The organism is Pseudarthrobacter sp. Hb11 (genome assembly GCF_059383655.1).
This window is the reverse complement of record NZ_JBWZCM010000007.1, coordinates 60,531-77,083: the sequence shown is the minus strand read 5'-3', so window position 1 is coordinate 77,083 and position 16,553 is coordinate 60,531. Positions and strand designations below refer to the sequence as shown.

Sequence of the window (16,553 nt, the reverse complement as noted above, 5' to 3'; positions counted from 1 at the left end):
ACCGCGGACCGCACCCAGCGGCCCTGTAGAAATTGGAGTTTCCCCATGGCAGCAAAATCCGTTCTCGACCAGGTCATTTCCCTCTCCAAGCGGAGGGGTTTTGTGTTCCAGGCCGGTGAGATCTACGGAGGTTCGCGTTCTGCCTGGGACTACGGGCCCCTCGGTGCCGAACTGAAGGAAAACATCAAGCGCCAGTGGTGGCAGTCCATGGTCCGCGGCCGCGAGGACGTGGTGGGCCTTGACTCCTCCGTCATCCTGCCCCGCCAGGTATGGGAAGCCTCCGGCCACGTGGAGGTCTTCTCCGATCCGCTGGTGGAATGCCTCTCCTGCCACAAGCGCTACCGCGCGGACCACCTCGAGGAAGAGTACGAGGAAAAAAAGGGCCGCCCCGCCGAGAACGGCCTGAAGGACATCGCCTGCGCCAACTGCGGCACCCGCGGCGAATGGACCGAACCCCAGGAATTCTCCGGCCTGCTCAAGACCTTCCTCGGCCCGGTGGCCAGCGAGGAAGGCATGCACTACCTGCGCCCGGAAACGGCCCAGGGCATCTTCGTCAATTTCAACAACGTGCTCACCACCTCCCGCAAGAAGCCGCCGTTCGGCATCGGCCAGATCGGCAAGTCCTTCCGCAACGAGATCACCCCCGGCAACTTCATCTTCCGTACCCGTGAATTTGAACAGATGGAGATGGAGTTCTTCGTTGAGCCCGGAACCGATGAGGAATGGCACCAGTACTGGATGAAGGAGCGCATGTCCTGGTACACAGACTTGGGCATCCGCGAGGAAAACCTGCGCTTCTTCGAGCACCCGCTGGAGAAGCTGAGCCACTACTCCAAGGGCACCACGGACATCGAGTACCGCTTCGGCTTCCAGGGCTCGGAATGGGGCGAGCTCGAAGGCATCGCCAACCGGACCGACTTCGACCTCTCCACGCACGCCAAGGCCTCCGGCACGGATTTGAGCTACTTCAACCAGGCCACCAACGAGCGCTACACCCCCTACGTGATCGAACCCGCCGCGGGCCTCACCCGTTCCTTTATGGCGTTCCTGGTGGACGCCTACACCGAGGACGAGGCCCCCAACGCCAAGGGCGGCGTTGATGTCCGCACAGTCCTGAAGCTGGACCCGCGCCTGGCCCCGGTCAAAGCCGCCGTGCTGCCCCTGAGCCGCAACGAGGACCTCTCCCCGAAGGCAAAGGACCTCGGCGCCCAGCTGCGGAAGAACTGGAACATCGACTTCGACGACGCCGGCGCCATCGGCCGCCGCTACCGCCGCCAGGACGAAATCGGTACCCCTTTCTGCATCACCGTGGACTTCGACACCCTCGAGGACCAGGCCGTGACCATCCGTGAGCGGGACACCATGAGCCAGGAGCGCGTCTCCTTGGACAAGGTTGAGGGCTACCTGGCCGCACGCCTGATCGGCGCCTAGCAGTGGCCATCGAATACCGCGAATGGCGCGAGGGCGATGACCTGGCCCTCCTTGAGATCTGGGGCGGCCCCGAAACCCACCAGGCACGGCAGTTCCGCGGTGCCCTTGCGCCTTCTTCCGACGGCGACGGCTCGCCGTGGCGGCGGTGCATCGTGGCCGAGGACGTGGTGGACGGCGTCGGAATTCCTGTCGCGGCGGGCGTTGTGTACGAGGCCTCCCTGCACCCTGAGCGGCTGTGGACGTACGTCGAGGTGGCCCGCGATCACCGGCGCTCGGGCGTCGGTACGACGCTCCTGACCATGCTGCGCCGCGAAGCCGAACAGTCGCCGTCGGGCGTGACCAGGCTCCGCGCCAAGGTGGAGCCGGGCACCCCCGGCGCCGCTTTTGCGGAAGCCTTCGGCCTTTCGCCCATCCAGCGTTCACGGCTGGTGGTGGTGGAACCGGGTGCCCTGAGGCTTCCCGTATTCCCGGCGAAGGACGACGGCGGCGGGCCGGCCAGCGACGAAAACGCGGGCTCCGACGTGGTGATGGACCTGGCCACCGGCTCAGTGGAACTCACCGACGTGGTGGGGCGCTATTACACTGCCATCCACGGGTGGGATTCACCGGGCGTGCTGTCCGTGGGCCAGGTCCAGAAGCTGTTCCTGGACGACCTCACCGGTGCGCACGGCGCGATTGTCCTGCGTGCCCAGCCTGGGTCCGCCTTCGGTTCGGGGGTGGCGCCGAGCAAGAAGGGCCGGATCCGTGCCTTCGCCGTTAGTTACGCAGCGCCGGCCCAGGGTCCGGAAGAGGACACGGGCCAGAGCGGCCAGGAACCTACGGACGTGTTTGTTGGCCACGAACCGGCGCTTGCCGCGGATGACGCCGCCGAAGCCGTCCGGGACATGCTCGCGCTGATTGCGTACCAGCACCCTGTCATGCTGGAACTGGACGATTCCATGACAGCCCTGCGCGCCGCCGTCGAGCCCCTGCTCGACAACGGCAAGGCGCGCCTCTCCGGTCCGGAAACCCTGGTCGTCTCGGACTAGGCAGTCTCCAGCCAACTGAGTGGCGCCAAGTGTCGTTTTGACGGTCCAGAACGGCACTTGGCGCTAGCTTTTTTGGGTCAGTGGCGCTTCGGCGGCCGGGGGATAAAGCCGCTGGTGGCTTCAACGTACTCGCGGTAGCCTGGGCGCCCGGACATCGCCTTCTCCGTCAGCGGCTTGCCCGTCTTCGCCGCCAAGGTCCACACCATCAGCGCTGGCGAGAGCACAGTCAGGATTCCGGGCCACGAATCGGCGGCGATCAGGAACAAACCAGTCCATACGGCGGCGTCGCCGAAGTAGTTGGGGTGCCGGGTATAGCGCCACAGGCCGGTGTCCAGGACAGTTCCACGACGGCTGGTGTCCCGCTTGAACTGCTGCAGCTGCCAGTCGCCCACGGTTTCGAAAGCGAACCCGGTGAGCCAGAGCAGGACGCCCAGGAGCGCAAGCCAGCCAATGCCGCCGGTGGCGGACATACCAACCTGGACGGGCAGCGAAACAAAGAACATCACCAGGCCCTGCGGCAGGTAGACCCGCCGGAGCGCATAGGCATTCCTGTTGCCGGGCGCACTGCTGAGCATGGCCTGGTACCGGGGGTCCTCATGGCCGTCGCGGGCGCGCCAGCCGATATGGGCACCCAGCCGCAGGCCCCATACCGCGGTCAGCAGGAGGAGCACCAGGCGCCTCGCGTCGTCGCCAATTCCGGCGGAAAGGCACCAGGACACCACCGCGACGGCCACGAATCCCGGACCCCACGCCACATCCATCACCGAGTGCCGGCCCTGGCGGACGGCTAGGGCGAACGTGATTACCAGGACCACGACGACGGCGAGCGCGGTCCAGGGCAGGGTGGCGGCAAAGTCCGCCCAGGGGAAGGGGGTCACAGGGTCACCTGGACCGCCGATGCCGGCAGCAGTTCGTCAAAGCCCCGGGGCAGGGCCACGTCCGCCCCGGTTGATTCCTGGAAGGCCTTCAGGACATACCCGGTGGAGAGCGTATGCCACAGCCGGATCTTGCGGAACATGAAATGCCCAACGCCTTTGAGGGCAACGTACTGCATGGATTCAGCGTTTGCGGCGGCGCGGCGTGCAAACGCGAGCGACGCCGAGGGGCTGGTCCACCTGTCGAGGGTGCCGTGGACAATAAGCACCTTCCGGCCGGCCACTGCTGAAACCGGAGTCCCAGGGCTGAGCCAGGGCGCCAGGGCCACAACAGCTTCCACCTGCACGTGGTCCGCAGCGCAGACCGCGGTCAGCCCGCCCATCGAGTGGCCCACCAGGAATACCGGCACACCCGGGTGCCGGCTGCTGATCTGTTCCAGGGCCCAGCGCGCATCCTGCAGGGGCGACATGTCAGCCCCGTTCCAGCCGCGCACGCTGTTGCGCAGGGACCACACAGCGAGCCCGTGTTTTCTGCCGGCCCGGTGCAGGTGCCGCGCGAAGGGGACCATCCTTGCCGGGCTCAGGTGGGTCGATTCCACCGGTTCGCGGCTGTGGGATTTTCCTCCGTGCAGCACCAGGGCAACCCCCAGGGTGGGCCCGGACGGGGGAAGCACGCTGAGCACGGCCTGGCGGTCAGATTCGGCTGCGGTTCCCGCGGCATTAAAACTGCCGCTTTCCCCTGTGCTGCGGTTGGCCATGCCCGGTTCCTCCCAGTTCTGACGATCCATTTATCAACCCTATGGTGCCGGACGTAGAGTTCAACGTATGAGGTTCTACTGCTGATGGGGTCCGGTCACTCCCACGCTTCTACAGGTCATTCGGAGCCGACGCCGCAGGCGATGGCCGCCCGCCGGAAGGCAAACCGCATCCTCGCCGCGGTGCTGATTCCCCTGACGCTCCTGACCCTGGCAGGCATGGCCATGCTGTGGCCCTCCGGGAGCAAGGAAGGCATCTCCCTGGCCAACCCCTATTCCGCCGCCCCGGGGGTCACGTTCGATACGGGCAGCATCCAAAGCGTGGTCACCGAAAACTGCATGCAGGGCGTGGCCCAGCAGGATCAAGGCCAGCCGGGTACGGGCGAACAAGGCCAGAACCAGCAGGGCCAATCCCAGCAGGGATCCGACTGTACGTTTGCCTTCACCGAACCGGACAAGGGCGGAAGCCCGGTGAAGGTGGTCATCAACCCGGACGTCGCGAAGTCCCACGGGGTCAAGCCCGGTGACCAGATCCGCTACCTGAACCTGTCCAACGCCCAGGGCGCGTCAGCGTCACAGGGTTCGCCGGCCTTTATCTTTGTGGACTTCGTCCGGACCCTGCCGATAGTCCTGCTCGCACTGCTTTATGCCGCGGTGGTCATCGCGGTGGCCCGCTGGCGCGGCCTCCGGGCACTGATCGGACTGGTCGGTGCGTACTTCGTGCTGGCCAGCTTTATGCTTCCCGGCCTGGTGGAAGGCAAACCCCCGCTGCTGCTGGCCCTGGTGGGATCAACGGTGATCATGATCGGGGTCCTGTACTTCGCCCACGGCTTCTCGGCCCGGACCTCAACCGCCCTTCTGGGCACCATGTTCGGGCTGGGGATCACGGCGCTCCTCGCAGCCTGGGCCACGGGCGCCGCAAACCTTGCCGGAGTAGGCAACCACGAGGCAACCACCCTGGTGAACACGTCGGCCAACATCTCCATCTCGGGCGTGATCCTGTGCGGGCTCATCATCTCGGGGCTTGGTGTCCTGAACGATGTGACCATCACACAGTCCTCTGCGGTGTGGGAGCTGTACGAACTGGCACCCGGCAGCAGCGCGCGGAAACTGTTCACCTCTGCAATGCGCATCGGGCGTGACCACATCGCCTCCACCGTGTACACCATCGCGTTCGCCTACGCCGGCGCCGCCCTGCCGATCCTCATCATCGTGATGCTCTACGACCGCCCGCTCGCGGATACCCTCACCAGCGCTGAGCTGTCCGAAGAGGTCATCCGGACCCTGGTTGGTTCCATTGGCCTGGTCCTGGCGATCCCGGTGACCACCCTGATTGCCGTGCTGGTGGTGAAGGCGACCGGTGCACGGGCAGCGGAGCTTCCGGACTCCGGCGGCCGTGGAGTGGACATGGACCATGGCCAGGCCACAGCCGCTCGAGGGTCAGCCCACCCGGGAACGCAACCGGTTGTCAATCCTGATGATGTCTCCGATACGGGCACGCTCGCGGCCGCGGCCCTCCAGACCCGGCGGGGGCGCAGGGCTGCAGAGCGGGACTGACAGCGGTGGCTGCCAGGGAGCGGGACCTGCCGGCACTCACGATTTGCCCGGCTTTGCAACAATGGACAGGTGACTGTTACAGCAACTCCTCCCGCCCCCAGGCTGGAACTCCCGCCCCTGAAGCTTGGCCCCATCACCGTGGACACCCCCGTGATCCTGGCGCCCATGGCCGGGATCACCAACTCGGCCTTCCGTCGTTTGTGCCGCGAGTACGGCGGCGGCATGTATGTGGCGGAAATGGTCACCTCCCGCGCCCTGGTGGAACGGACGCCTGAGTCCCTGCGCATCATCTCCCACGACGACGACGAAAAGGTCCGGTCCGTCCAGCTGTACGGCGTGGACCCGGTAACAGTGGGCCGCGCCGTGCAGATGCTCGTTGAGGAAGACCGGGCGGACCACATCGACCTGAACTTCGGCTGCCCCGTTCCCAAAGTCACCCGGCGCGGTGGCGGCTCGGCCCTGCCCTGGAAGATCGACCTCTTCACCTCAATTGTGCAGACCGCCGTCAAGGAAGCCTCCAAGGGCAACGTCCCGCTCACCATCAAGATGCGCAAGGGCATCGACGACGACCACCTCACGTACCTCGACGCCGGCCGGATCGCCCGCGATTCCGGGGTCGCCGCCGTCGCCCTTCATGGCAGGACAGCCGCCCAGTTCTACTCCGGACAGGCTGACTGGTCTGCGATCGCCCGCCTTCGCGAGGCGCTGCCCGACATCCCGGTGCTGGGCAACGGCGACATCTGGTCTGCGGAAGACGCGGTACGGATGGTCCGGGAAACAGGTGTTGACGGCGTGGTGGTGGGCCGCGGCTGCCAGGGCCGGCCCTGGCTGTTCGGGGACCTGCAGGCAGCCTTCGAAGGCAGCGACACCCGCTTCCGGCCCAACCTGCGCCAGGTGGCCGAGGGTGTGTACCGGCACGCGGAACTCATGGTGGAAACGTTCGGTGACGAGGGCAAGGCCCTGCGCGAAATCCGAAAGCACATCGCCTGGTACTTCAAGGGCTACGTGGTGGGCGGGGAACTGCGCACCCGCCTGGCCCTCGTGACCAGCCTGCAGGTGCTGCGGGATACGCTCGCCGAGCTGGACCTGGACTCGCCCTACCCGGGCGGCGACGCCGAAGGTCCCCGCGGGCGGGCAGGCTCACCGAAGAGGCCCGCGCTGCCGAAGGACTGGCTGGAATCGCGGGCACTCAACGCTGACCAGTCGCGGGACATCTCCGCTGCGGAACTGGATGTTTCCGGTGGCTGAGACACGAACCGCCGCACCGGTGCTGCCGGGCTACGACAGCCACGATTCCGCCCGCTGGGTGGAGGAGCCGAGCAAAAACGTTTACCGTTCGGACTTTGAGCGTGACCGCGCCAGGGTGCTGCATTCCTCCGCGCTCCGCAGGCTGGGCGCCAAGACGCAGGTGGTGGCGCCGGACACGGACGACTTTGTCCGGACCCGCCTCACCCACAGCCTGGAAGTGGCCCAGGTGGGCCGCGAACTGGGCCGCGCCCTGGGCTGCGACCCGGACGTGGTGGACACCGCCTGCCTCAGCCACGACCTGGGCCACCCGCCGTTTGGCCACAACGGGGAATCTGCGCTGAACGAGGTTGCCCACGCCATCGGCGGCTTCGAAGGCAACGCCCAGACCCTCCGGCTGCTGACGCGCCTGGAGCCCAAGGTGCTGACGGCAGATAACCAGCCGGCCGGGCTGAACCTCACCAGGGCCAGCCTGGACGCCGCAGCGAAGTACCCCTGGTCCGCGCTGGAAGCCCCGGTGATCCAGGGACAGCGGACCAGCAAGTTCGGCGCCTATGAGGACGATCTTCCGATCTTCAACTGGATCCGCCAGGGTGCCCCGGAGCGCCAATCATGCCTGGAGGCCCAGGTCATGGACCTCGCCGACGACATTTCCTACTCAGTGCACGACGTCGAGGACGCGATCGTGGCCGGACACTTCCAGCTCCGCTGGATGGACAATCCGGACCACCGCGCCCGGGTGGTTGGCTACGCCAAGCAGTGGTACCTGCCGCACAACGATCCCGCCGCGATCGACGCCGCGCTGGCGCGGCTGGAAGCCACGGACGTGTGGGTGCGCGAAGCCGACGGCAGCCGCAAATCCATGGCAGCCCTGAAGAACATGACCAGCCAGCTGATCGGCCGGTTCTGCCAGAGCGCCCTGGAAACCACCCGCGCTGTCTACGGTCCAGAGAACCTGACGCGCTACAACGCCCAGCTCATGGTGCCGGACGAGACCGTGATGGAAATCGCCGTCATGAAGGGCCTGGCCACCACCTTTGTGATGACCACGGATCACCGCCAGCCCATCTACGAGCGCCAGCGCGAAGTGCTGCACGCCCTGGTCACCGCCCTGAGCGCCACCGGCGACCGGCACCTCGAGCCGATGTTCGCTGCAGACTGGCGGGATGCGCCAGACGACGGTGCGCGCCTTCGCGTTGTGATCGACCAGGTGGCATCACTCACCGACGGCTCGGCGCTGGCCATGTACGAACGCCTGGTGGGGAGCCTTCCGTCGCTGTGGTGAGGAACGCCATAAGGCGCCGGCCGCCGTCGTACCCCGGGGCTAGGATTGCTCTGTGGCTGGGCTGATCAAACGTGAAGATATTGACGAAGTACGCCAGCGCACGGACATCAAGGAAGTGGTTGACGGCTACGTCACGCTCAAGGGCGCCGGGCTGGGGACCTTCAAGGGCCTGTGCCCCTTCCATGACGAGCGCTCGCCGTCCTTCACCGTCCGTCCCCAGGTAGGCCGCTACCACTGCTTCGGCTGCGGCGAGGATGGCGACGTCATTGCGTTCGTCCAGAAGCAGGACCACAGCTCCTTCCAGGAAGCCGTGGAGAAGCTGGCATCCCGGATCGGCTATGAACTCCGGTACGAGGACGGCGGTACCGGCCCCAGCCGCGAGGAAGTGGGTCGCAGGCAGCGGCTGCTGGACGCCCACAAAATCGCCGACGAGTTCTTCCAGGCGCAACTGCTCACGCCGGGGGCCGCTGAGGGACGTACCTTCCTGCACGGCCGCGGGTTCGACCGTGCCGCCGCCGAGCAGTTCGGCGTCGGGTACGCCCCGCAGGGCTGGGACGCGCTGCTCAAGCACCTTCGCAACCGGGGCTTCACCGATGCCGAGTTGAAGCTGACGGGCATGTTTTCGGAAGGAAACCGGGGCATCTACGACCGTTTCCGCGGCCGCCTCATCTGGCCCATCCGGGACATCGCGGGGGACACCATCGGCTTCGGCGCCCGCAAGCTCTACGAGGACGACCAAGGCCCCAAGTACCTGAACACCCCGGAGACCACGCTCTACAAGAAATCCCAGGTGCTCTACGGGATCGATCTCGCCAAGCGCAACATCGCCAAGGACCGGCAGCTGGTGGTGGTGGAGGGCTACACAGATGTGATGGCATGCCATCTCGCGGGGGTCCCGACGGCGGTTGCCACCTGTGGCACCGCGTTCGGCACCGAGCACATCAAGGTAGCCCGGAGGCTGCTTTCGGACGACGGCACCGGGGGAGAGGTCATCTTCACCTTCGACGGCGACGCCGCGGGCCAGAAGGCGGCACTGCGGGCCTTCGAAGAGGACCAGCGTTTCACCGCCCAGACATTTGTGGCCGTGGAGCCCACGGGGGCGGATCCCTGCGACCTGCGCCAAAGCAAGGGCGACGAGGCAGTACACGCGTTGGTGCAGTCGCGGCGGCCGCTGTTCGAGTTCGCCATCCGCACCACGCTCAAGCAGTTCAACCTGGACACCGTGGAAGGGCGCGTGCAGGGCCTGAAGGCCTCCGTACCGGTGGTTGCCGCCATCCGGGACGCGTCCACCCGCACGGGCTATTGCCAGGCCCTCACGGGATGGCTGGGCATGCCGGACCCCAACGAAGTGCTGCGCATGGTGACCGCTGCCGTAAAGCGCGGAGACCAAGGTGGGCCACCCGCCGCCGATCCCCGGACTCCCGCAGGCGCCGCCCAACCTGGCGGACCCGGCGTAGCTGCCGGGCCGCCGTCGGGCGCTGTCCCGTCCTTCCACCGCCCGGACCCCCGCGATCCGGTGGCCTCCATGGAACGCCAGGCCCTGGAGGTGGCACTGCAGGAGCCTGCGCTGCTCGGCGGCGGGGTCTGGGAGCGCTTTGCCGCTGCCCGGTTCGCTACACCGGCCTTTCAGGCAGTCCATGACGCCATGCGCGCCACGGACCCGGCACTCACTGCTGACCCGGTCCGCTGGGTGGAGCACGTGATGAACGAAGTTCCCGAACCGCTGCGGCCCCTGGTGTCCGAACTGGCCGTGGTGCCGTTGCCCGCCAGTACGGAGGAAGCAGTGCAGAAGTACTGCCGTGACATCCTCTCGCGGCTTTTCGAGCTCCAGATCACCCGGGTCAAGGCGGACAAGATGGGCCAGCTCCAACGGCTGGACCCGGCGGCTGATCCAGAGACCTACCAGCGGCTCAACCGCGAGCTGATGATGCTGGAAATGGAACGCCGCGCCCTGCGCTCGGATGCCTGACCCGGTCCCCGGCACTGCACCCGCCGGCCCCGATTTCGTTTCCCGGCCAGACCTTTGCTAGGCTAATACCCGCTTCATTCCTCCTTAGCTCAATTGGCAGAGCATTCGACTGTTAATCGAAGGGTTGCTGGTTCAAGTCCAGCAGGAGGAGCGCACAATCCCCGTTCCGGCCTCCGGAACGGGGATTTTTTATGCCCTCGCGGCGCAATCGGGCCCGCAAAACCGCCGATTTCACTTTGGTGCGAATCCTTTGCTAAGGTCGTACCTGCTTCATTCCTCCTTAGCTCAATTGGCAGAGCATTCGACTGTTAATCGAAGGGTTGCTGGTTCAAGTCCAGCAGGAGGAGCCAAACGGAAAATCCCTGTGCCTCCCTCGGAGGGACAGGGATTTTTCGTTTCCTAGACGAAGTCCATTTCCACTTGGAGGAACCGCTCTGCTTCAACGATGGCGGCCAGGAACGCCTCCCGTTCCGTGGGCGACTTTCGCGGCTGGCGCGGGTTCCACTCGTGGGGCGCGGAATGGACGCGCACAAAGCCGGTTTCCGGTGGGGCGTAGAAGATGCCGAAGCGCTGCACGGGCCACTCGGGGGAGGTTTCCGGGGCTACCAGCAGTGCTGCCATGAAGGCGGGGTTGTACCACTGGGCGATCGGCCGGCGGCGGTCCTCGGTGAACAGGCCGGCGGCGTAGAGGGCGGCGGACTGCTCGCCGCTCTCGGCGCACAACCGTTCCCACCACAGTGGCAGTATCCCGGTATCGCACCGTTGCCACGTGGCCGGAAGCGGCGGTTGATTCTGCCGGCGGGGCACGGACACATTTTATCCCGGGACGGGCGCCCAGCGGCAGACGTGGAGGCTGCGGCACGGCCCGGCCCGGCCGGCGGGAGCGTCACGGGGGCTATGCGGGAGCACCGCGGGGGTCGTGCGGGAATGATCAGGGCCGGTTCCAGGGCCCGGGGTTGACCCGGTACAGCAAAGCGGACCCCGCGAGCATGCCCAGGACAATCCCCATGGCGGGGTTGCCCAGGGCGCGGCCGGCAAAGTAGCCCGCGACGGCGCCCAGCACCGCCCCAAGGAAGAGTCCCCGGCGGTTCCGGTGCGGCTTTCGCTTCTCAGGATGCTTCATGGCGTCAGTGGATCGACGGGACTCAGTGGATGGAAGGCACGGTGCGCGGTCGCACCACCAGCCAGAGGGCGGCGATTGCCAGCAGGATGCAGGCGCCCTGGACGGCGCCCATGGGAGCGGCGCTAGTGATTCCCAGCCACCCCACTACCGGGGAGATGAGCCCTGCCATCATGAAGGTCGCGAAACCCAGCAGCGAAGCTGCTGTACCGGCCTGGGCAGCATGGCTGGCCAGGGCGAGCACCTGCACGCAGGGGAACATAAAGCCCGTGCCCATGATGTAGAACCACAGCGGGACCATCACGCCCCAGAGGCCGAACCCCAGCTGGTCGAACACCACGATCAGCATGGCCATGACGAACATCCAGGCCGTGGCGGCGGCAATGATCCACTGTGGCGGGACGCGCCGGATGAGGCGCGAGCTTGTCTGGATTCCCGCGACGATACCCAGGGAATTGATGCCGAAGAGAAGCCCGTACTCCTGGGCGGAAAAACCGAAAATGTCCTGGAAGAGGAAAGGGGAGGCGGAAAGGTAGGTGAACAGGCCGCCAAAGTTCAGGCCGGCCACCAGCAGCAGCCCAACAAAGACCCTGTCGCTGAAGAGGACCCGGTAGCGCTGGCGGGCCGTCATACCGCTTTGCCGGCGCTTTTCCGGAGGCAGCGTCTCGCGCACCAGGAACAGGGCGGCGACGATGACCAGGGTGCCGTAGGCGGCAAGGAAAACAAAAATCCCCGGCCACGGCATCACCAGGAGCAGCTGGGAGCCGATCACGGGCGCCAGGATCGGTGCCAGCCCGCTGACCAGGGACATCCGGGAAAACATCTTGACCAATGCGTAGCCGGAAAACAGGTCCCGGACCATGGCCATCGCCACGACGCCGCCGCCGGCAGCACCCACACCCATCAGGACGCGGAAAATACCAAGGCTCGTGATGTCGGTGGACAGGGCCGCGCCCAGCGACGCGGCGATGTGAACGGCCGTGGCAAGGATCAGCGGCGTCCGGCGGCCGAACCTGTCGCTGAAGGGGCCCACCACCAGCTGGCCAATGGCAAAGCCCACGGTAGTCCCGGCGAGGGTCAGCTGGACCTGGGCCTCGGTCACGCCGAGGCTCTCCTCCAGGGCGGGGAAGGCGGGAAGATAAAGGTCAATCGTGAACGGACCCAATGCCGTCAGGGCGCCGAGGAGGAGGATGTACAGGAGTTTCCGGCGGCGGCTCAGAAGATCGCCCGGATTGCTGGGTATGGTCACGGAGATTAATCCTAGGCCCGGGGCGGGAAGTAATTCTGCAGCGTTGTAGGCCGCGCCGTCCGGCAAGCCCCGGGGTCCGTCATTCAGCTGAATGATAGTTTTGGTGCCGGGGACTGTGCAGCTGCACTTTCCCGCAGCACATGGAAGCCGAATCGGCCATGAAACAGTAAGGCGGAACCGATGAGCGGACGTCACAGCGGGCGGACCAGCCCGGGATTGCGCATTGCTGCGCTGCCCAGGACGCTTAAACTCCTTTTCCGGTTGGCGCCCCGCCAGCTCAATGACGAAGTGGCTTTCGCGAAAGTCGAGCTCAAGCGCAAGGGCATCCAGGTCGGAGTTGCCGCCGCCTTCCTCGCAGTGGCCCTCGTCTTCCTCCTTTTCCTTTTGGTCGGCTTGATTGTTGCCGCCATCATGGGCCTCGCCACGATCATGCCGGCGTGGCTGGCTGCCCTGCTGGTCTCCGCGGCTTTCCTGCTGATAGGACTCATCGGCGGCCTGATCGGCATGCGTAAATTCAAGAAGGCCATGCCCCTGCTGCCGGAGGAAACCATCCGCGGGATCAAGCACGATATCGGCATCGCGAAGGAGGGCTCCGCCTTCAACCCCGCGGTCCTCGATCCGCAGAGCCCCGAAGCGAAAGCGGCCAGGGCGGCCAAGGCGGAGGCCGACGCGAAGGCAAAGGCCGAGAAGGAAGCAAAGGCGGCGGAGCACAACAAGGAGTTCCCGCAGGCCTCCGAGCCCGAACTTGTCCGCCGCCTGAACCAGCGCCGCCACCACCTCACCGAGGTCCGGGACGACCTCGGCCAAGAGCTCGACGTCAAAACCCAGGCCCGGGTCCTGTTGGCTGCCGGACAGGGCAAACTCCGGCAAGGCCAGGCCCTGGCCGGAAGGGGCAAAGACCTTGCCGGCCACCGGCTTGCAGCTCTTTCAGAGTCCGCAGGCAGCCTGGGCAGCCGGTGGAAGCCATTGGCCGCCTTTGCGGCTGCCGGTACCGTGTTCGTCGTCCTGGTCCGCAAGCTTCTTCGGAGCTACTAGGACCCGGCCTTAAACGTCGCCGCCGACGGGCAGCGCGTGGCAGGGCCGCAGGCAGAAACCGTTAAGCCGTGCCCGGAGGGCAGCAGGAAGGAAAGGGGTCGGGATGAGGTTCATCGGTGCCGGCTCCCGCCCGGGACGCTCCCAGGTGGACCACGACCGCGTCTTCACCATCCCCAACCTGCTGACTGTGGTCCGGTTCATGGGCGTACCGCTTTTCGTATGGCTGGTTCTGGCCCAAAAAGAGTACGGCGCCGCTGTGGTGGTCCTGGCCGTGATGGGCTGCACCGACTGGATTGACGGCTACGTGGCGCGCCGCTTCGACCAGGCCTCCAAGCTTGGCCGCGTCCTCGACCCCATTGCCGACAGGTTGGCGCTGATCGCCGTCGCCGTCACGCTGGTGATCGCGGACGTCGTGCACTGGTTGTATCTGGCCGCGCTGGTGATCCCCGACGCCGTACTGCTGGTCCTCACGCTGTCCTTCTTCGGCGGCCACCCGGACCTTCCCGTCAGCGTAGTGGGCAAGGTGCGCACCGGGCTGCTGCTCCTGGGCACGCCGATGCTGGTCCTGTCCCGGCTGGACACCCCATTTTCGGATGAGTTGTTCGTCGCCGCGTGGATAGTGCTGGGCCTTGGCCTGATCGGCCACTGGATCGCCGCCTACAACTATTTCTGGGCCATCCTGCGCAAAGGCAGGATGCAGCAGCATCACGACGGCGGGACCGCCTGATGGTGTGGGTGGCCGTTGTGCTTGCGCTGCTTGGAGCCTTCTGCCTTGCCCTTGGAGCCCAGCGCCAGGGAAGCGCCGTCAAAGCCGACACCGGCGGCCTGGCACTTAGCTCGAATGGTTTCCTCCGCCTCCTTCGGAACCCGCGCTGGGTCTTCGGCCTCCTGCTGCTGTGTGCGGGCATGGCCATGAACGCGGTGGCCCTCGTGTCCGCCCCGCTCACCGTAGTCCAGCCAATCGGCGCCATCGCGCTCGTCATCACAACCGTCATCAACGCCAAGGACCAGGACCTCACCATCAACCGGGCAACCGTGGTGGCCATCGCCGCGTGTGTGACGGGCTCTGCGCTCTTTGTCCTCCTGGCCGTCAACGTCACCCAGGAAAACCACCATGTAAGCCTCGAGGCCGAACTCACCATTGTGCTGCTGCTCGCCCTCGCTGTCGGACTCTTCGGCACGTTGGCCGTAATGTTCAAGCACCGGATCAACGCTTTCGTCTACATCCTGGGCGCCGGCGTCCTCTTCGGATTCGTGGCCGTCCTCACCCGGATCATCGGCAAGCACCTGCTCGACCCCAACGGGCTGTTCCTGCTGAACGTGCAGTGGTACTCCGTGGTGGCCCTTATTGCTGCGGGTGGGCTGGGGTCATGGTTTGTCCAAAACGCCTACTCCGCGGGACCGCCGGACCTGGTGATCGCAGGACTCACGGTGATCGATCCCCTTGTGGGAATAGCCATCGGCATTGTCATCCTCGGCGAACTCCGCCCCGATGTCCACGCCGTCATGGCCATTGCGATGGGAACGGCGGCATCCCTTGCTATCGTGGGAGTCATAGCCCTGTCCCGGCACCACCCCGAGGTCACCAAGCGCAAAAAAGACGCTCGGAAGGCCGCGGGCAGGCCGTCCCACTAGTCCCTTCGCCAGCAACTACACGAAGCCCCGGCGCCATGCCAGCGGCCAACCGTGCTGTCAGTGCAACTGTCCGCACCGTGACCATCAGGAGTTCTCCACGTGACCACGCCCGCAGACCAGCAACCTCTGACCATCCTGATCGCCGCGGACACCTACCCGCCCCACATCAACGGGGCCGCGCAGTTCGGCTACCGCCTGGCCAAGGGAATGACGGGCCGGGGCCACAACGTGCACGTGCTGGCCTGCCGTGCGGACAACGGGAAGAGCTTCACCGAGTTCCGGTCAGAGGCCACCGTGCACCGCCTCCGCTCGCACGCCGCCCCCACCCATGAGTACTTCCGCCTGTGCTTCCCGTGGGAAATCAAGAAGGAGATCAGCATCCTTTTTGACCGGGTCAAGCCCGACGTCGTCCACATCCAAAGCCACTACATGATCGGCGAGCATGTCCTGTACGAGGCCGACAAGCGGGGCATCCGGATCGTCGCCACGAACCACTTCATGCCGGAGAACCTGAATCCGTTCCTGCCGTTCCCGCAGTGGTTCAAAAACATCATCGGACGGATCTCCTGGAAGGACATGGGCAAAGTCATGGCGCGGGCTGACGTAGTCACTACGCCCACCCCGCTCGCGGCCAAGGCCATGCACCAGCACGCCTTCCTCCGCAAGGTCCTCCCGCTCTCCAACGGCATCGATTCGGCCGCCTACGAACTCCAGCCCGGCGAGCACATCGAACCGCACGCTCACCCCACCGTGATGTTTGCCGGCCGCCTCGCCGAGGAAAAACATGTGGATGTACTGATCGAAGCCATCAGCAAGACACCACCCGAGCTGAACGTGCACCTGGAAATCGTGGGTGGCGGCGAAGTCCGTTCCTCGCTCGAAAACCTCGTCCAGCGGCTCGGGCTGGGGGACCGGGTGAAGTTCCTGGGCCTGGCCAGCGACGAGGACCTGCGGAATGCCTACATCAAGGCTGATCTCTTCTGCATGCCCGGGACGGCGGAGCTGCAGTCGCTGGTCACCCTGGAGGCGATGTCCGCTTCAACGCCGGTGGTGCTGGCGGATGCCATGGCATTGCCGCACCTGGTCCGCGACGGCGAAAACGGGTACCTGTTCACGCCGAACGACAGTGACGACCTGGCCAAGAAGATCACCATGATCCTTGAACTGCCGGCAGACCAGCGTGCCGCCATGGGCCAGGTCAGCCGGCAAATGGTGGCACCGCACAGCATCGAAGGCACCCTTCAGACCTTCGAGGACCTGTACCGGGGCGCGCGCTTCGAGGACAAAGTGGTCTGAACGCTTTCCGGGGTTTGCTAGAGTAATTCTGCCCTGCAGGGATATCCCTTTTTGCGGAGACCAGCCAGGGCAT

15 protein-coding genes and 2 tRNA genes are annotated in these 16,553 nt (G+C 65.8%); 12 read left to right on the top strand and 5 right to left on the bottom strand.

The window, feature by feature from the left end; translation table 11 throughout:
* Positions 1-45 precede the first annotated feature (45 nt).
* Positions 46-1,431, top strand: a complete 1,386-nt coding sequence (locus AC50X7_RS11935) for a glycine--tRNA ligase (protein WP_494979190.1) — start codon at positions 46-48, stop codon at positions 1,429-1,431.
* A 2-nt stretch (positions 1,432-1,433) separates the two neighbouring features.
* Positions 1,434-2,459, top strand: coding sequence for a GNAT family N-acetyltransferase (locus AC50X7_RS11930; RefSeq protein ID WP_494979189.1), 1,026 nt, complete (start codon positions 1,434-1,436; stop codon positions 2,457-2,459).
* Between the two features lie 77 nt (positions 2,460-2,536).
* On the opposite strand, the gene AC50X7_RS11925 is transcribed toward AC50X7_RS11930, so the two are convergent.
* Positions 2,537-3,337, bottom strand: a complete 801-nt coding sequence (locus AC50X7_RS11925) for a DUF1295 domain-containing protein (protein WP_494979188.1) — start codon at positions 3,335-3,337, stop codon at positions 2,537-2,539.
* On the bottom strand, positions 3,334-4,092 hold the full coding sequence (locus AC50X7_RS11920) for an alpha/beta hydrolase (RefSeq protein WP_494979261.1): 759 nt from the start codon (positions 4,090-4,092) through the stop codon (positions 3,334-3,336). The genes AC50X7_RS11925 and AC50X7_RS11920 overlap by 4 nt, the downstream gene beginning before the upstream one ends.
* Positions 4,093-4,176: 84 nt before the next feature.
* Here AC50X7_RS11920 and AC50X7_RS11915 point away from each other — a divergent pair, with 84 nt between their 5' ends.
* From AC50X7_RS11915 to AC50X7_RS11890, 6 genes are all read left to right on the top strand, one after another.
* Complete coding sequence (locus tag AC50X7_RS11915) at positions 4,177-5,646, top strand: YibE/F family protein (RefSeq protein ID WP_494979187.1); 1,470 nt, start codon at positions 4,177-4,179, stop codon at positions 5,644-5,646.
* A gap of 69 nt (positions 5,647-5,715) precedes the next feature.
* A complete protein-coding gene (gene dusB / locus AC50X7_RS11910) occupies positions 5,716-6,894 on the top strand; it encodes a tRNA dihydrouridine synthase DusB (protein ID WP_494979186.1) in 1,179 nt (392 codons plus the stop codon).
* Positions 6,878-8,176 (top strand): deoxyguanosinetriphosphate triphosphohydrolase, encoded by a 1,299-nt coding sequence (locus AC50X7_RS11905; protein ID WP_494979185.1) that lies wholly within the window; start codon positions 6,878-6,880, stop codon positions 8,174-8,176. The genes dusB and AC50X7_RS11905 overlap by 17 nt, the downstream gene beginning before the upstream one ends.
* A gap of 52 nt (positions 8,177-8,228) precedes the next feature.
* The gene (dnaG, locus tag AC50X7_RS11900) at positions 8,229-10,145 is read left to right on the top strand and encodes a DNA primase (RefSeq protein WP_494979184.1); all 1,917 of its coding nucleotides are present in this window, start codon (positions 8,229-8,231) and stop codon (positions 10,143-10,145) included.
* A gap of 78 nt (positions 10,146-10,223) precedes the next feature.
* A tRNA-Asn gene (locus tag AC50X7_RS11895) sits at positions 10,224-10,296 on the top strand.
* A gap of 123 nt (positions 10,297-10,419) precedes the next feature.
* Positions 10,420-10,495: transfer RNA gene (locus AC50X7_RS11890), tRNA-Asn, on the top strand.
* A gap of 49 nt (positions 10,496-10,544) precedes the next feature.
* Here the strand turns inward: AC50X7_RS11890 and AC50X7_RS11885 are convergent.
* The 3 genes from AC50X7_RS11885 to AC50X7_RS11875 form a co-directional block, all read right to left on the bottom strand.
* Entirely contained in the window at positions 10,545-10,952 is a 408-nt protein-coding gene (locus tag AC50X7_RS11885) for a hypothetical protein (protein WP_307095727.1), read from the bottom strand.
* Positions 10,953-11,076: 124 nt separating this feature from the next.
* Entirely contained in the window at positions 11,077-11,268 is a 192-nt protein-coding gene (locus tag AC50X7_RS11880) for a hypothetical protein (protein ID WP_494979183.1), read from the bottom strand.
* A 22-nt stretch (positions 11,269-11,290) separates the two neighbouring features.
* The gene (locus AC50X7_RS11875; RefSeq protein ID WP_494979182.1) at positions 11,291-12,514 is read right to left on the bottom strand and encodes a multidrug effflux MFS transporter; all 1,224 of its coding nucleotides are present in this window, start codon (positions 12,512-12,514) and stop codon (positions 11,291-11,293) included.
* A gap of 180 nt (positions 12,515-12,694) precedes the next feature.
* On the opposite strand from AC50X7_RS11875, the gene AC50X7_RS11870 reads away from it, so the two are divergent.
* The 4 genes from AC50X7_RS11870 to AC50X7_RS11855 all read left to right on the top strand — a co-directional run bounded on the left by AC50X7_RS11870 (position 12,695) and on the right by AC50X7_RS11855 (position 16,480).
* Positions 12,695-13,549 carry a phage holin family protein gene (locus AC50X7_RS11870; RefSeq protein WP_494979181.1) on the top strand — a complete coding sequence of 285 codons (855 nt, stop codon included), beginning with the start codon at positions 12,695-12,697 and terminating at the stop codon, positions 13,547-13,549.
* Between the two features lie 103 nt (positions 13,550-13,652).
* Complete coding sequence (locus tag AC50X7_RS11865; protein WP_494979180.1) at positions 13,653-14,276, top strand: CDP-alcohol phosphatidyltransferase family protein; 624 nt, start codon at positions 13,653-13,655, stop codon at positions 14,274-14,276.
* Positions 14,276-15,184, top strand: a complete 909-nt coding sequence (locus tag AC50X7_RS11860) for a DMT family transporter (protein WP_493947310.1) — start codon at positions 14,276-14,278, stop codon at positions 15,182-15,184. Before AC50X7_RS11865 ends, AC50X7_RS11860 begins: the two co-directional genes overlap by 1 nt.
* A gap of 99 nt (positions 15,185-15,283) precedes the next feature.
* Complete coding sequence (locus tag AC50X7_RS11855) at positions 15,284-16,480, top strand: glycosyltransferase (protein WP_494979179.1); 1,197 nt, start codon at positions 15,284-15,286, stop codon at positions 16,478-16,480.
* The last annotated feature ends 73 nt before the right edge of the window (positions 16,481-16,553 follow it).

What these genes read in the sequence shown, in the direction of transcription:
- AC50X7_RS11935 (WP_494979190.1), top strand. Translation starts at nt 46, where the DNA reads ATGGCAGCAAAATCCGTTCTCGACCAGGTCATTTCCCTCTCCAAGCGG.
- AC50X7_RS11920 (WP_494979261.1), bottom strand. Translation starts at nt 4,092, where the DNA reads ATGGCCAACCGCAGCACAGGGGAAAGCGGCAGTTTTAATGCCGCGGGA.
- AC50X7_RS11915 (WP_494979187.1), top strand. Translation starts at nt 4,177, where the DNA reads ATGGGGTCCGGTCACTCCCACGCTTCTACAGGTCATTCGGAGCCGACG.
- AC50X7_RS11905 (WP_494979185.1), top strand. Translation starts at nt 6,878, where the DNA reads ATGTTTCCGGTGGCTGAGACACGAACCGCCGCACCGGTGCTGCCGGGC.
- AC50X7_RS11880 (WP_494979183.1), bottom strand. Translation starts at nt 11,268, where the DNA reads ATGAAGCATCCTGAGAAGCGAAAGCCGCACCGGAACCGCCGGGGACTC.
- AC50X7_RS11870 (WP_494979181.1), top strand. Translation starts at nt 12,695, where the DNA reads ATGAGCGGACGTCACAGCGGGCGGACCAGCCCGGGATTGCGCATTGCT.
- AC50X7_RS11865 (WP_494979180.1), top strand. Translation starts at nt 13,653, where the DNA reads ATGAGGTTCATCGGTGCCGGCTCCCGCCCGGGACGCTCCCAGGTGGAC.
- AC50X7_RS11860 (WP_493947310.1), top strand. Translation starts at nt 14,276, where the DNA reads ATGGTGTGGGTGGCCGTTGTGCTTGCGCTGCTTGGAGCCTTCTGCCTT.